Source organism: Microcoleus sp. K1-B1, assembly GCF_036704705.1.
In the GTDB taxonomy this organism is placed as follows: domain Bacteria; phylum Cyanobacteriota; class Cyanobacteriia; order Cyanobacteriales; family Microcoleaceae; genus Microcoleus.
This window is the reverse complement of record NZ_JAUBSH010000016.1, coordinates 57,025-72,048: the sequence shown is the minus strand read 5'-3', so window position 1 is coordinate 72,048 and position 15,024 is coordinate 57,025. Positions and strand designations below refer to the sequence as shown.

At 44.6% G+C, this 15,024-nt stretch carries 7 protein-coding genes; 2 read left to right on the top strand and 5 right to left on the bottom strand.

Annotation, left to right across the window (positions count from 1 at the left end; translation table 11 throughout):
- Nucleotides 1-9 precede the first annotated feature (9 nt).
- The 5 genes from QUA83_RS08640 to QUA83_RS08620 form a co-directional block, all read right to left on the bottom strand.
- Nucleotides 10-3,474, bottom strand: coding sequence for a CHAT domain-containing protein (locus QUA83_RS08640; protein ID WP_333292565.1), 3,465 nt, complete (start codon nucleotides 3,472-3,474; stop codon nucleotides 10-12).
- Nucleotides 3,475-4,079: 605 nt separating this feature from the next.
- Nucleotides 4,080-4,757, bottom strand: a complete 678-nt coding sequence (locus tag QUA83_RS08635; RefSeq protein ID WP_333292564.1) for a DNA-binding response regulator — start codon at nucleotides 4,755-4,757, stop codon at nucleotides 4,080-4,082.
- Between the two features lie 341 nt (nucleotides 4,758-5,098).
- Complete coding sequence (locus QUA83_RS08630; protein ID WP_333292563.1) at nucleotides 5,099-6,370, bottom strand: FAD-dependent hydroxylase; 1,272 nt, start codon at nucleotides 6,368-6,370, stop codon at nucleotides 5,099-5,101.
- Nucleotides 6,371-6,631: 261 nt separating this feature from the next.
- Entirely contained in the window at nucleotides 6,632-10,141 is a 3,510-nt protein-coding gene (locus QUA83_RS08625; RefSeq protein WP_333292562.1) for a PAS domain S-box protein, read from the bottom strand.
- A gap of 657 nt (nucleotides 10,142-10,798) precedes the next feature.
- Nucleotides 10,799-11,929 carry a serine/threonine-protein kinase gene (locus tag QUA83_RS08620; RefSeq protein ID WP_333292561.1) on the bottom strand — a complete coding sequence of 377 codons (1,131 nt, stop codon included), beginning with the start codon at nucleotides 11,927-11,929 and terminating at the stop codon, nucleotides 10,799-10,801.
- A 608-nt stretch (nucleotides 11,930-12,537) separates the two neighbouring features.
- On the opposite strand from QUA83_RS08620, the gene QUA83_RS08615 reads away from it, so the two are divergent.
- Nucleotides 12,538-14,232, top strand: a complete 1,695-nt coding sequence (locus QUA83_RS08615; protein ID WP_333292560.1) for a S8 family serine peptidase — start codon at nucleotides 12,538-12,540, stop codon at nucleotides 14,230-14,232.
- Nucleotides 14,233-14,431: 199 nt separating this feature from the next.
- Nucleotides 14,432-14,968, top strand: coding sequence for a GUN4 domain-containing protein (locus QUA83_RS08610; RefSeq protein ID WP_333292559.1), 537 nt, complete (start codon nucleotides 14,432-14,434; stop codon nucleotides 14,966-14,968).
- Nucleotides 14,969-15,024 lie beyond the last annotated feature (56 nt).

Below are 15,024 nucleotides of genomic sequence, written 5' to 3'. Positions count from 1 at the left end.
TATAGACTCCTATTGACCTACGGCACAGAAAGCTGCCCAATAGTCAGGCGATTGAAAAGGCTTAGTGTTAGCTTCCATCTTATTAAATAACGCGGGTAACTGTATAAGTTTTTGGGTGGGATTCAAGGGAAGTTGCTTTGTCCATGTTTGCAAATCTTCTTTAGTGGCATCTCGCAGCCAAATTTGGGCAGTATTGAGGGCTATTGCCATATCAGCGGTTGCCAGATTTTCATAGAATTTAATCATCAAAAACGCCGTCGCCAAGTCATTGACTGACCATAAACTGGACAGTACCCCCTGACTACCAGCATACAAAAAGCCTGTAGCCAAGCCAATACAGTCATCACTCTGCTTGGTTGTGTCTGTCAACCCTGTTTCGCAAGCGGAGAGGGTGACGAGGCGACATTTAGGTAAGTTCAGTGTAGCAAAAATGTCTTGCAGAGTTAGGCATTTGGCGGGGTTGGCTTGTCCCCCGGAACGCAATCGGAGGGATTTTTGCCCGGTGGGGGTGGGTGAGTCTGTTGATTCTATCGCTCCTGCTAGGATTAGGGATGAAATTAGGGGTGTCTGGAAATCAAAGGAACCGTGACAGGAGAAGTGGACGTAGTGCGCTTTGGCGAGGGTTTCCAGGTTGTCGATGAGGGCGGTTTTGGTGGCTTGTTGTTTGCTTAAAATGTCGGCGGGTGTAAAGGCCTGTTTGATGACTTCTACTTCTATATCAGTGTAGGCAAGGTCTTCGGTAGGGTTTTGGATGGCAAAAAGGGTGCGGGTAGCGGCGGGTGGGCGTTCTCGTTGCTGTACCCGTTGCAGGAGTTGACAACTGGGGGCGTAGCGCACGCCTTTTTTGAAGCAATCTAGCAGACAAGGGTTGGCGGGGGGTTGGAGATGCGGAGTTTCTGGGTTAAATCGCTTCCAAGTTTGTTGGCTAACAGATAACGCATGAAGGGGGAATAGATGCAAATAGCGGTGGGGAACTAAAATCAGGGAGTCACAATTGGCTAGGGCGGGACGATTGAGAATTTCATCGAGGCGCAATATCTGGGAAAGACTACTCAGCGACTCGGAAAGATTTTTTCGCCAGGTTTTGGTGTCGTTAAATAAAGCTTCGAGATACTGCTGATTCCACGCTTCCAGCTTTTCTAATTCGGCTTTGTCAAACTGCACAACTTCCAAATTTGACTGAGTGACGATGAATATTTGGAAACTGTCAGTGCCAATATACCACTCTAATATAGCGGTGTGGGAGTCAATCAAATCGCGGATTTCGGCAACGGTAATAGGTTTGACTTGTTGAGTGAGGGTGAAGGCGGGATCTCGTTCCTGACACTTGGCGAGAATTTCATCGAGTTGGCGCTGATATTCTTGCAGGAGTTCGCGCTGTTGGGCGATATACTCGCGGTTGTAGCTGGATGTTTCGCTGCTACGAAATCCCTGGAAACTATCGCGATTAAAAGTGGTGTTATTATCTGCCTGGGCTAGTAATTGCCGTATTGATGAGATGGTTCCTCTTAGCCTGCGTAATTCCTGTTTGAGTGAATCGCTAGCGCCTTTGGGTTCAAGTTCGGAATTTGCTAGTAGTTCGACTAAGTTACGGGATTTACTGCGTTCGACGGTTTCGAGGGCTTTTTCGATTTGTCCGTCATTGATGCAGGCTTGCACCATTTTGATATAGACATCAAGGGCGTTTAGTTGGATTTCTTGACGGGCTGCTTCGTTGGTTGTCCATTCGCGACTTTGTTCGACTGCGGTTATTGCAGTGGAGTAACTTTGCCAAGCTGCTCTCCATTGTTGATTATCAAAAGTAAATCTACCCATCAATTCCCATAAGTTAAAGCATTCTCTTGGAAAGGATGTGGGGGTATAGATTTCTAGGGCTAAATTAAAACATTCAATCATTGGATCAATTTGTTGTAATTGCCCATAAACCCTCCCTAAGTTTAATTTAATTCCTGCCCAATAATAGGGAAATTCTTTAGTAGTTAATACTCTTGTAGCTAAATTAAACTTTTCGACTGCTCTCTCTAAATTATTGGTTTTGTTATCCCTGATTTTATGACTATATGCTACTCCTAAATTGCTCATAGCGAATGCCCATGCTTTGGGATTATTCTCATAACTATGAACTTGTAAAGCAGTATTGCAGCATTTAATTGCTTGTTCAATATTTTCTTCTTTACTTTGTTGAATTCTGTTTAAATAAGCAATTGCCAAACCATTGTGACAGTCTGCCCATTTTTCAGGGTTAGCCTCAATAGTCCAGACTTTTAAAGCTTCGTTGTAATAGCTGATTGCCTTCTCTATATTTTCTTCTTTATTTTCTTGAATTCTGTCTGAGTATGCAAGTCCTAAATTTTCTTTGGTTTTTGCCCATTGTTCGGGATCGGTCTTGAAAGTATAAAACTCTAACGCAGCTTCGTAACATTTGATCGCCCGTTCAATATTTTCTGCTTTATACTCACGGAGTCTGAAATGGTAAGTACGACCTAGACTAAGCTGAGTCATTGCCCATACCCGCTTGTATTTTTCACGGGTACGAATTTTTAACGCAGCTAGATAGTATTTAATAGCTTTTTCCATATTATCTGCCTTCTCTCCCCGCAGTCTATCCGTGTAAATCTCCCCCAAATTATGCTGAATTCTTGCCCATTCATAGTCATCTCGCTCGCGGGTATAGAATTCTGAGGCGGCTTCGTAACTTTTGATTGCTTTTTCAATGTTTTCTGTTGTTGACTCTTTAATTCTGTATAGGTAAGCAATTCCTAAATTCATTTGAATTGCCGCCCAGAGTTCAGGATAAACTTTTAGACCGCAGACTTCTAAGGCAGCTTGACAATATTTTATTGCCATTTCAATGTTTTCTGCTTTTGCTCCCCGAATTCGCTCTGTGTAAACAACTGCCAGATTATTAAGAGTTCTTACCCAATCTTTAGGAAAGTCTTTGCGGGTGTAGATTGTAAGTGCTATCTCATTACCTGTAAGAGCAATTTCTTGATTTATTGCTCGATCACCTCTCGGAAATTTCTGGATTAATCTGCTAAAAGCAAAAATAATGCTTGCAAGACCTTGCTGTATTTCTAATTCTTGTTTTTTTAAATATTTGTCTGCATAGACTTTCAATGTGTATAGAAAATCTATATTTAATTTATCTTCCTTTCCTTCTAAGAAAGAATACAATTCTTCTTGATTACCCTTGCTTTTTTCAACTAACGATAATATTTCTAATAAAAAATCAAAACAAAAGGTAACAGTGACAGCACCAATCTGAGTAGCTAGTGGATTTACTATATCTTTTAAAAACTCGGCGGCACTTTCATCTCCTTGGGTAGTAAGCTGTTCTACTACTTGCCTCATCGTATGTACCAATCCACCATCTATCAGTTCTTGATGGGCGTTCAAAATTTCATTTACCTGGGTGGGATAAGCCAACAGCATACGAATCAGAGTTAAGTAAGCTTGAGTGCGACTATCATCCATTGGAAATCACCTTCAAATTTATAATGCTTGATTATAGCCCCAACACAGGCAACTTCCCCTGAATTTTCAAATGATTTAATCTGACTCACCGACGGGGTTGTGAGTTACCCCCTTGATCGATCGGCGGTTGAAACCGCACCTACACAAGTAAAAGTGGCCAGAAACCGGGTTTTTGCGACAGACTTCGTTACATTGCAAAGATTTGGAAAAAACCCGGTTTCTTTGATAGTGCGCGGGTGGCCGGAATTTGACAATTGACTATCCAGTTATTACATTACCAACTTTTTCCTTAACTTGCTCTACTTCTGAATGGCTATCTCGCTGCAAAAACTCATCTAGCAACTCATAAAAACGATAAAACTCTCGTTCTTCATTGTTAGTATAAAACTCAATTATTCTTGCCCATGAACCTGATGTTGATATTTCATATCGCTTTTGTAACCAAGATATTTAAAATTAATTCGGAATCAAGGTAATCAATCGAGGAACATCTGTATACTTATCTATCTGCCAAACAGTCCTGACAAGAAGTTCTCTGCCAACAGGTGTAGCAATATAAGCGCTGATTTCATACCTCTTAGGGATTAACTGAACCGTATCAATTTCTACCCCATCCCGAACAAGTAATCGAAATTACCCTCTCCCACAGAGTTTTTAAGCGTATTGATAATTTTCCTTGTATTATCGTGAGGCCCTTCAATATAACAAGGTTTTCCATTGCGACCGAATTTCAAGCCAATTTCGCTGGTTGATTCTCCTAAATGAGCCTTCGACTGCTCGAAATCGCGATGCGGTTCAAAGCCTAATGTTTTGGCATAGGCGATCGCACCCCATACCAGGGCTTGTGCTTGCTCTAAACTAATCTCCTCGTATTCTTTCCCAAACTGCGAGTAAGAAAGGTGAACGAAATTTTTATATTGGCTATCGTTGCAGTTACGTGGCGGGATGACATCCTTGACTCCCAAACACCAGTAGTCGATCAAATAAGAGGCTGCAACAAAACGATTGTATCCCTTGGAACGAGTAACCATCACTAAACCCAAACCGCTCGTTTCAGAGGTTTCATTCCCCAACAATACCTTCGCAAAATTTACATCCACGAGACATTGAGCAACGGGCAATAACTCTCCTTTTTCGGCGCTAGCGAGGGCTGTTTGTTCTGCATGAGATTGAAGAAAGGTACTGACTTCGGATGCTTTCAATCCTAACTTTCGGGCAATTTGTTTGGGAGTTAATTGGCGATCGCGCAGGTTGAGAATTTCTTGTTCTTGTTCGGGCTGCATAGTTTTTCTATTGCCGTCAGGGCTGGGTTCGAGCTGAGTAGATCATTGTACCGCGTTTTTGCGACCAACTTCGTAACATTGCAAAGATTGAGGAAAAAACCCGGTTTCTTTGGTGGTATTGTACGATATTTTGTAGGGGCGGGTTCACCAACAATACATAACAATTACCAACCATCTATATAAACCCGCCCCCACACCACTGATCGCCTACATCAACCTGAAATTTGCATCACATCACCAAAACCGGATGATTGTTGGTTGGGTTGGGCGGGTTTTTTGAGATAGTTTGTTTGGGGCGATTATGGTTGGTGAACCCGCCCCTACAGGATGTATGAAAGAACCTAATTTTGCGCTAATTCCGGCGGCCGCCCCATTAAACCAGTCATCAGCCGCAAGGCTAAAAACCTCACGGGAGGAATTGTCCGCAAACACCACAATCCGAAGCGGCGAAATGCTACAATTGGCAGCCAAGTATTAGAAAATAATCTGTCTAGAAAATCGGTAAATCCTAACACGATTAAATTCTCTTTTTTGCGCCAGTTGTGATACCGTTTCAATACTCGCAAGTCGCCGATGTCTTCGCCTTTTTGGTGCGCTTGCTGCAAGATTTGGGCGATCGCCCCAGCGTCTCGAATACCCATATTCAATCCCTGGCCGCCCACGGGATGGCAGCAGTGGGCGGCGTCGCCAATTAGTGCTAATCTGGGCAAAACGTAGCGATCGCTCTGCATTAACTGCACCGGAAACAAAAAGCGATCGCTCTCCAATTCCAAACGCCCCAAAAGCCCGCCCGTGCGCTGTTCCAACAAAGTCAAAAACTCTTTTTCATCCATTTGTTGCAAAGCTTTTGCTTCCGCGTGGGGTGCTGTCCAAACTACTTGACAGCGGTTCCCAGGTAATGGTAATACTCCCATCGGGCCGCTCGGCCAAAAGCGCTCAAAAGCGATATCGTTGTGCGGTTTTTCTGCTTTAATGGTGATAGCAACGCAGGATTGCCAGTATTTCCAGCCGCGAGTGCTGATGTTGGCTTCCGTGCGGATGCGCGATCGCGAACCGTCGGCAGCGACTAATAATTTGGTGCGAATTGTCCGAGTTTCGCCGTTTTGTTTGACTTCTATTTCCGCGCAATCGGTTAAATATTTTACCTCGACTACTTCCGCCGGACAAACCCAACTAAAATTCGGGTTTTTTGCCAAAGATTCTTGCAAAGCTGACAGCATGACTCGGTGCTCGCCAACGTAACCTAAAGCTGCTTTTGGTACGGGCAATTTGCCAGTATTTCCCAAGTCGGGGCGGTGGAATTCGACGACGCCCGGATAGTCGCCGTCGCAGAGGCTAATTTGCTCGAAGGTGGTGATTTGCGGCAAGATTTGCTGCCACACGCCGATACCTTCTAAGATCATTCCTGATAGCAGCGTGATTGCATAGGCTTGTTTTTTGGCGGCGGCGGCGGGGGGGAGTTGGGTTTCAATGATAGCGATTTTCAATCCAGAATCTTTTAAGGCGCTGGCTAAGGTGGCCCCGACTATGCCGCCTCCGACGATGGCTATGTCAAAGTCGAGTGTCAGTGTTTGCGTCGAGGCTGTTGTTGCAGAAAGTTGGTTTACAGGCATTTTTTAAGGGAGGTTGTTTAAGTACATTGGATTGTTACTTTTTTATTGTAAAGAATTATTTCGATTTAGGGCGATCGACAAAGGGAGAGTACCGGCATTCGTGAAAATCAAGGTTTTCAGACTGCGAGATCCAAATGCAAGTCCTGGATGCACTCGCTACCTCAGAAACCCGGTTTCTTGCTATATTTCTCGTCACTAAACGCAAAACTCGTAGAAACCGGGTTTCTAGCCCCCCCGATGGGTCAGCCCTGAAACTAATGACTAATGACTCATGACCATTTCCTTCGTGTTTTCGGCAGGCAGCGCTGATACTTCCTGGCAAATGGGAATCTCGATGACAAACTCTGCACCTTCCCCAGGCGTGGAAATACACTGCAATTTGCCTCGGTGTTTTTCAACTATAATCTGATAGCTGATTGACAGTCCCAAGCCTGTGCCTTTGCCAACGGGTTTAGTAGTAAAAAATGGGTCGAACAACTTGCCAATAACTTCTTGATTGATTCCCATCCCGTTGTCGGCAATCCGAATGGTTACTGTGTCTGAATTCGCACTGGTGCTAATCCGAATTCGGTTGTGGCGAGAATATATTTCTTTGGAAGAATGGGTGCTGTTGTACTCTTCGAGGGCGTCGAGTGCATTTCCTAAAATATTCATAAATACTTGATTTAGCTGACCTACATAGCACTCGATTTCTGAAAAATTGCCGTATTCTTTGATAATCTCAATAGCGGGACGAAGTACATTAGCTTTGATGCGGTGCTGCAAAATTAGCAAAGTGCTTTCGATTCCTTCGTGAATATCTACTCGCTTCATCTGCGATTCGTCGAGTCTGGAAAAGTTGCGTAAGGATACAACTAAGTCGCGGATGCGATCGGCTCCTACTTTCATTGATTCCAAAATCTTCGTAAAGTCTTCCATTAAGTAATCAACTTCAATATCTTCGGCTGCTTCTACAATTTCTGGGACGGGATTTGGGTATTTCTCCTGGTAAAGATGGAGCAAACTGAGTAAGTCTGTGGCGTATTGGCTGGCGTGGGTGATGTTGCCGTAAATGAAGTTAATCGGATTGTTAATTTCGTGGGCGACGCCGGCGACTAGCTGCCCAAGAGAAGAGATTTTTTCGGTTTGGATTAGTTGAGTTTGAGCTTGGTGCAACTCGTGGACAGCTTTTTCGAGCTCGGCTGCTTGCACTCGATACTGTCCCTCCGACTGCTTGAGTGCTTCCAAAACTTGGACTCGATCGCTAATATCGGTGTGAGTTCCCACCCACTCGCGAACGCTGCCGTCGGCTGCCAAAAGGGGGACGCCCCGCACCCAGAAGTGTCTGTAGCTGCCGTCTGCCGCCCGCAAGCGATGCTCGACTTCGTAGAGATTTTGTGTCTCTAGGGCCCGCATCCAAGCTTGTATTGTGCGATCGCGGTCTTCTGGGTGCACTGCTTCTATCCAGTTGTCCTTCTCTTTCCAACTCATGCCCGTATAAGCTATCCAATCAGGCTGAGGCTTGTCGAAGATTCCGCTAGCGTTGGTCGTCCAAACCATCTGTGCGGTGGCCATTGCCAGGGATCGATATCTTTCCTCGCTCAGACGCACAGATTCTTCGGCTTGGCGGCTGGCTGTCACATCGCGCAAAATAGCTGTGAATATGATTTCCCCTGCCACTTCGAGTTTGGAAATAGAAGCTTCGGCGGGAAATTCCGTACCATCTCGGCGGCGGGCGAAAATTTCTTTGCGGTGGCCCATTGTTCGGGCTTGTTTAACGCCGCCGCCGAAATTGCTGACGAGGTGACTATGATTCGTGGCAAAAGCTTCGGGCAACAGCAGGCTCAGGGATTGCCCGATCGCCTCCGCAGCCGTCCAGCCAAAAATCCGTTCTGCACCTTGGTTGAACAGGATAATTTTTTGCTCAGCATCCACGGAAATAATCGCATCGTCGGCAATTTCTACAATGCCGGCAAAACGAGCTTGAGACAGTTGCAGCGCTTGTTCAGCTTGTTTGCGATCGCTGATGTCGCGGGCGATCGTCGAAATGTATGCGAGTTTGCCACCCGGTGCGGAGTGGGAGATGATGACTTGGCTGACGGGAATTTCGAGTCCCGATGCTGCTGACACGAAGGCTGTTTCTCCACTCCAAAAGCCCTCGGAAACAGCGGTGGCGATCGCTTGTTTCAAAGTGCTGCGGGCTGAGGCTGCCGTGAATTCTGCAACTTTTCGCTTGGATATATCTTCATTTTCGCCTATACCCACCATTTTTCTGCCTGCTTTGTTGATGTAAATGGCGCGTCCTTCGAGGTTGTAGATACCTACAAAATCTGGGGTTGCTTCCAGAATTGCTGCTAAACTTCTGTTGGCGATTTCGGCTTGTTTGCTCTCAGTAATATCCCGCGCGATGCTAACTATACCGCTGATCTTTCCTAAGCCGTCCCGGTAAGCACTTTTTGTAGAAAGAAATATCCTTAAACTTCCTTTAACTGGCAGCTCTTCTTCGATCGCTTCCGTTGTTCCCGCTGCCATAATTGGGCGATCGGTTTTCCTAATATTGCCCGCAATTTCCGGCGGAAATAACTCGCTGTCATCTCTGCCGATAATGTCGTCTACAGACTTGCCAATTATACTGGCTCCCGCAGCATTAAGCATTAGGTAACAGCCCTGAATATCTTTTACAAATAGGGCTTCGGGCGTACTGTTAATGACTGCCATCAACAGGTTGTAGTTTTTTTGAAGCGCCTGCTTTGTTGTTTGAGATTCAAAAATTTGCTCCTGCAATTGCTCGTTGGTGATTTGCAGTTGGATAGTCCGTTTCTCAACTTGAGTTTCTAAGTCTGATTTAGCTTTTCTCAGTCCCAGTTCCGCTCGATAGCGCTTCCGGTCTGCGGTGCAGAGAGTTTTGGCATTCTGCCAAATCAGAACTGTAAAAATAATCACGTTCAATACGCTTAACAGCGATATCCCTACCTCCGGCGTGTAGGCTTGTAACCGCTCTCCCGATAGGATCAAATAACCGACTACAGGCGGGATAATGATTGCCCGTGGCAACAAGCGCCTCGCCATGATGCCGCCCGCGCGATCGCTCGTCATTACTGCTATCAATCCTCGTTCTGGACTGGCAAATAAAATCCCGAAGCTCAGCAACATAAATGCTGCGGAGGTGTGCAAAGCCATGCCTGTATTTTTGCCAATTTGGTAAAATAAAGCTTTGTCGTAGAAATAGCCTATCAAACCCGTAAATGCAATTAAAAATGCTGAACAGCTTAAGATTTGAATCCGCAGGTATTTAGGCCGACGTTCTGACAGCAACAGCAGCGCTGTTCCCAGCAATAAAAAAGCACCAGCAGTATTCGGTGCCATGCGTCCTGGTGTTCCGGTGATTGTCAAGGTGTAACTTTCTTTAAATAGCAGTTGGTCGATGCCTAAGTCTAAATTAAAGATATATTGAACTAGGGTTAATAGGCTAATTAATATAATTAAAAATGAACATCCCAAAATTAAATATTTATGATTTTTGTGAGGCTGTCTTGCTGTTAATTTGGGGCGCCGGATCTGTTGGATGAATAGAGAAAACCCGCCCAAAATAAAGCAGACCGCAGTATTGGCTTTCATCGTCACCAGTCCGGGCAGAATGCTTTTTAACATTTGCAGATCGAATATCCAACCCAAAAGGACTGTACAGCCGATCGCCATTACTGCAATACTCGCTTTTTTGGCAAAAGACTGGACAGCAGCCATTCGGGTTGAGGGCGTTTGCAGTTGTTGTGCTCGTTCAAAAACTTCCAATTTCTCGATCCCTCTAATTATTTGGTTTCTACGTATCTAAGGTAACAATAAACACTCTAGTGATATTGTTGCCCACTATACAAAGCTGCTTAAGATTTTCTCAAAGCAGCCAAGCATAAAATATGAATTATTTTATCTAACTTTAGATATATCGTCAAACGAAAGTTGAAGGCTCTTATGTAGAAGGCATTCGGCAGAATAAATGACTTTTTTTTGTGTAAAGTTTAATATAAAATTCCTTGTTCCTTGTTCGTTGTTCCTTCGATTTCGGAAATTGGCGCCCGATTCATCGGCAAGACCGAGTGTTTTTACTCAGTACATTGAGGGATAATGGTAGCGGATGAATCACTCTGCAACAAGATCGATCGGATTGTAAACCGGCTGCTGTGGCTGTGGGAAATGCGATCGACACAACAGATAAGACTCGGCGGTTGAAACCGCTACCACACAGACTTTCGTCCCAGCAGAGAGGGACTAAAGAGGGGATATTAAAGTCGAATTTGGTAACAGTCAACTGACAACTGACAACAGTCAACTGACAACAGTCAACTGACAACTGACAACAGTCAACTGACAACTGACAACTGACAACAGTCAACTGACAACTGACAACTGACAACAGTCAACTGACAACTGACAACAGTCAACTGACAACAGTCAACTAACTCCCAACTTTTGAAGTGCTTCCAAAGCTTCGGTTGCTGACGGGTAACGCTGGGGGAAAGCGTACAACACCATCTGGTCTAAAACGCGAGCCAACTCCGGGGTGACAATTGCATTTTTCTGCCAGATTAGATTGCCTAAATTATCAACTCTGAGTTGTTTCGGGCGCATTCCTGTCAAGGCTTGAATCCCGATGATCCCGACAGCATATATGTCGCTGCACAATTTCGGGGAACCGATGGCTTGTTCGGGGGGAATATAATCTTGCTGAGTACCGCCGCACGATTTCGTTTGACCGATGCTGTTTTGTGAAGTGTTGATTTCTTTAACTGCCCCAAAGTCAATTAATACAATTTTGCCATCAGATGTCCGCCTGATTAAGTTTTGAGGGTGAACATCGCGGTGAATTACATCTTGTTTGTGAACAAAAACCAGCACTTCCAAGATATCTTTCAACAAAGCGATAACCTGATATTCTTCCCACGGTTGATCTTCGATTAGTTCTTGATACAAGGGTTGCCCTTCGATGAATTGATAGACTAAATAAAAATATCCATCTTCTTCAAAGCGAGCTAACAATTCTGGTATCCGATCGTGTTTGCCCAATCGATATAAAACCCGTGTTTCTCGATCGAATAACTGGCTGGTCTTCTCAGACTGGCTTTTCAGGCGCTTGACGAGGCAGAAAGGGCGATCGGGCAAATTTTCATCTTCAGCCAGATAGGTATCGCTGTACTCCGTGTTCACCAAATGTTCTCTAATTCGGTAACGCATCCGCAGCAGCTTTTGCAACATGGGATCTACAGAATTAGCTGGTTGTGTGCCTTTTTGTACAGATCTCATGATGCAGTCCCAAAGATTTGCTCCGACGACTCTTTCTTCTTGTCCAATAATTTCTGCTTCCTTCAGTACCTTGGTGAGGTCTTTCCACAAGTTGTAGCCGACATACCGCCCCAGGTAGCCCACTGTATACCCGCGGGCGATCGGATCGTTTTGCTGAATTTCTTTGTACGTCAAACCCCCTACAACGCCTCGAATTATCGACTGTTGCAACCGACTCAGGTGTTCTCCTGTTTGTTGGTATACGAAATTCTCTAAGAAATTAATGGCTTCTTCTACTGTCATAGCTTCATGTGTTAAGTTACTTGTACACGCTCTGCACATCTTTTTTTCTAAAATAGCAACTTGCCAGGGATGAGGTACAGCTTTCCACTCACCAATTACCCAGTACCCATTGCGTTGCGAGCGGACAACGAAAAACCCCTATGTTTGTAAGTTATACATGATTTAACTTAACTTTAATATCTTGTCTCGTTCTCGAAATATATTTTTACAAATATGACTTTTATGACTTTAAATTATGACTTTTATGAATTGACTTTATCAGAAGTTTTGGTTATTATAAAAAATCTAACTTTCAATCAGGGAGTATATCTACGATGCTTATAAAAATATAGCCGTTATAACCGCCCCGCTTTCTTGGGAAAAATACATCTGAAAGCGTTACTTGGTCGATCGCCAATGCAAGGCCAGGACTTCCAACACTATCTTATGGTTGGTGGAAGATATAACGCTGGCTCAACTTCCAATCCGCAGCATATCCGTTCAGGAATTTTCCTGATTTTTCATAGGTTTGTAGTGAGGGCGCAGAGTCTTCTTTAATGGAGATTAAGGACTAAATCCCTTACTACAAACAACGTCATATTTCTGGGAATTTTAAAATTTTTTAACTTATGTTAGGCATCAACACGAAGGCTACCGATCGCCTTTTTTTCAGTCAACAGCCAAACGAGCTCACCACATCACCCTTTCCGGTTAACAACGACTTGCCCAAGGGAGCGATCGATCCATTCAAGGTTTCTAGTTATAGTGCTAAATCTAGCTTTCCTAATCTCCCAGCATTCAGCACCAACCAACAGACACAAAATGCGGATTTTATTGTAGCTGATCCCAGGGCTGCCTTCAGTCACTCTGTGAGCGATGCTCAAATCAAACTGCAGTCACAGTCAGCGATCGCAAACACAGATCCCCTAACGGGAACGAGATATCCCTCTCAGTTGAATTTCTCCGATTCAGATAACTCTCTTTTTACAGCTCGTAATGTTGTTGGCGTTCAGAACGGTAGCATCAGCTTAACGGAGTTCGTGGGGACAGGCGATCCCGATGATTTCTACCGATTCGATATCAACACTAATAGCAATTTTAGCCTGCGTCTCGACGGTTTGACGGCCGATGCTGACGTAGACCTAATTCAAGATAGAAACCGCAACGGTGTTTTTGATTTTGGTGAAAGTATTGACTACTCTTATAAGGTTGGCACTACTCCGGATGTGATTAATTTATCTAATTTGGCTCCAGGGACATACTATGTCCAAGTCTCTAGCTACTTAGGCTCTACCAATTACAACCTGACTCTTTCTGCAGCACCTGTGCCTGTATTGCCCGATATTCCTACACCTAACGGTGCTTTTAATCGCAATTACGGCTATGGTTTAGTCAATGCAAATGCAGCAGTTACCCGCACCCTGAACCGCTCAACTCTCTTCCCTGATGTTCCTAATTTGAGCGATAATAATTGGGGGCTAGACGCTATAAATGCGCCCGAAGTTTGGGAGCAGAACATTACAGGAAATGGGATTGTTGTAGCTGTTATCGATACTGGGGTTGACTACACCCATCCCGACTTGGATAATAATATTTGGCAGAACGCTGATGAAATTGCGGACAATGGCATCGATGACGATCGCAACGGATTTATTGATGATATTCGGGGTTGGGATTTTGTGTATAACGACAACTACCCAATGGATTTGGATGTCTACGGTCACGGCACTCACATAGCAGGTTTGATAGCGGCGGAACGAAATGATTTTGGTATCACAGGAGTTGCGCCCAATGCTAAGATTATGCCTATCAGAGTGATAGACAGCTTTCGTGACGCCTATAGTAATGATATTGCTGCTGGAATCCGCTATGCTGCTGATAATGGAGCAAATGTAATTAACCTCAGCTTGGGAAATGAGTTTTACCCTTCCAACGAGGAGAATGAGGCAATTGAGTATGCAAATAACAAAGGCTCTGTTGTGGTGATAGCAGCGGGAAATTCGGGTTTTAGCCAACCTGATTATCCAGCTCGTAATGCCGATCGCTGGGGAATTGCCGTGGGCAGTATTGATATAAACGGCAGGATGCCTGACACCTCGAACCGTGCGGGCTCCACCCCTTTGGAGTACGTAGTTGCTCCGGGAGTAGAAATCTATTCTACAACTCCCTATAACAACTATGAAATCATAAGTGGCACGTCTATGGCAACGCCACAAGTAGCTGGTGTAGCGGCTTTAGTTTTGAATGCCAATCCGACTTTAACTCCGGCTCAAGTGGAGTACATTTTGACGACAACAGCTAATCCAAATGGGTTGACTGTATAGCATCTATCGGGTAAATAAGATACACCTGGGTATTGATGTACCGATGCACTGGTGGTTCCTTCCCCTTCCCTGAATTGGGAATTGGTAAGCGCGTACCTCACGAGTCTTGAGAACCGCTATAGTGGGGGCAATTTACCTGTGGCATCGGTGTCAACCAAAACGAATCATTTGCTAAATCGCTTTTACTCACAGGAGCATCATGTTTAAACTTGGAAAAACAACCCTCGCATTAATCACCGTATCGGTTGCAGTTTTGCAGCCAGCTTTTTCAGCTAGCGCACAAGAAACCAGCAGCGAATTCAGGCAACTACAAACCTTATTAGAAGCTAAGAAATGGGACGACGCCGATCGCGAAACCGTCTCTTTACTCCGCAACAACCCCACGTCTTGTCCGAACCTCCGCGCGATCGACCAATTGTGGATGCAACACAGCAATAATAAATACGGCTTGACCCCGCAGTTAGAGATTTGGCAACAGACGGGGAAGGGTTTAAATTGTCAAACTTGCGAAGAAGAAATTAAAGAATTTAGCAAAAAGGTAGGATGGAAACTTGACTCGCGAGACATTCCTCTGCTAGGGGATTTTCCCGCTCAGTACCCAACTGTTGCTGCATTAGGTTGGCAAAACTACGTTGGTAGAGATACAAGTTTTTTTGGCGATCGGCGTAATACATGGCAAGCGTCGAAAGTTCAAGGTTATAACTTGTTCTCTATTTTTGCTAATTGCGGCAAGTAAGTAGACAAACCTAAAAAAACAGAATACTCAGATACCCGACTTCTTTAAGAAGTCGG

Coding starts and splice junctions, on each gene's coding strand:
- QUA83_RS08640 (WP_333292565.1), bottom strand. CDS start 3,474: ATGGATGATAGTCGCACTCAAGCTTACTTAACTCTGATTCGTATGCTG.
- QUA83_RS08635 (WP_333292564.1), bottom strand. CDS start 4,757: ATGCAGCCCGAACAAGAACAAGAAATTCTCAACCTGCGCGATCGCCAA.
- QUA83_RS08630 (WP_333292563.1), bottom strand. CDS start 6,370: ATGCCTGTAAACCAACTTTCTGCAACAACAGCCTCGACGCAAACACTG.
- QUA83_RS08620 (WP_333292561.1), bottom strand. CDS start 11,929: ATGACAGTAGAAGAAGCCATTAATTTCTTAGAGAATTTCGTATACCAA.
- QUA83_RS08615 (WP_333292560.1), top strand. CDS start 12,538: ATGTTAGGCATCAACACGAAGGCTACCGATCGCCTTTTTTTCAGTCAA.
- QUA83_RS08610 (WP_333292559.1), top strand. CDS start 14,432: ATGTTTAAACTTGGAAAAACAACCCTCGCATTAATCACCGTATCGGTT.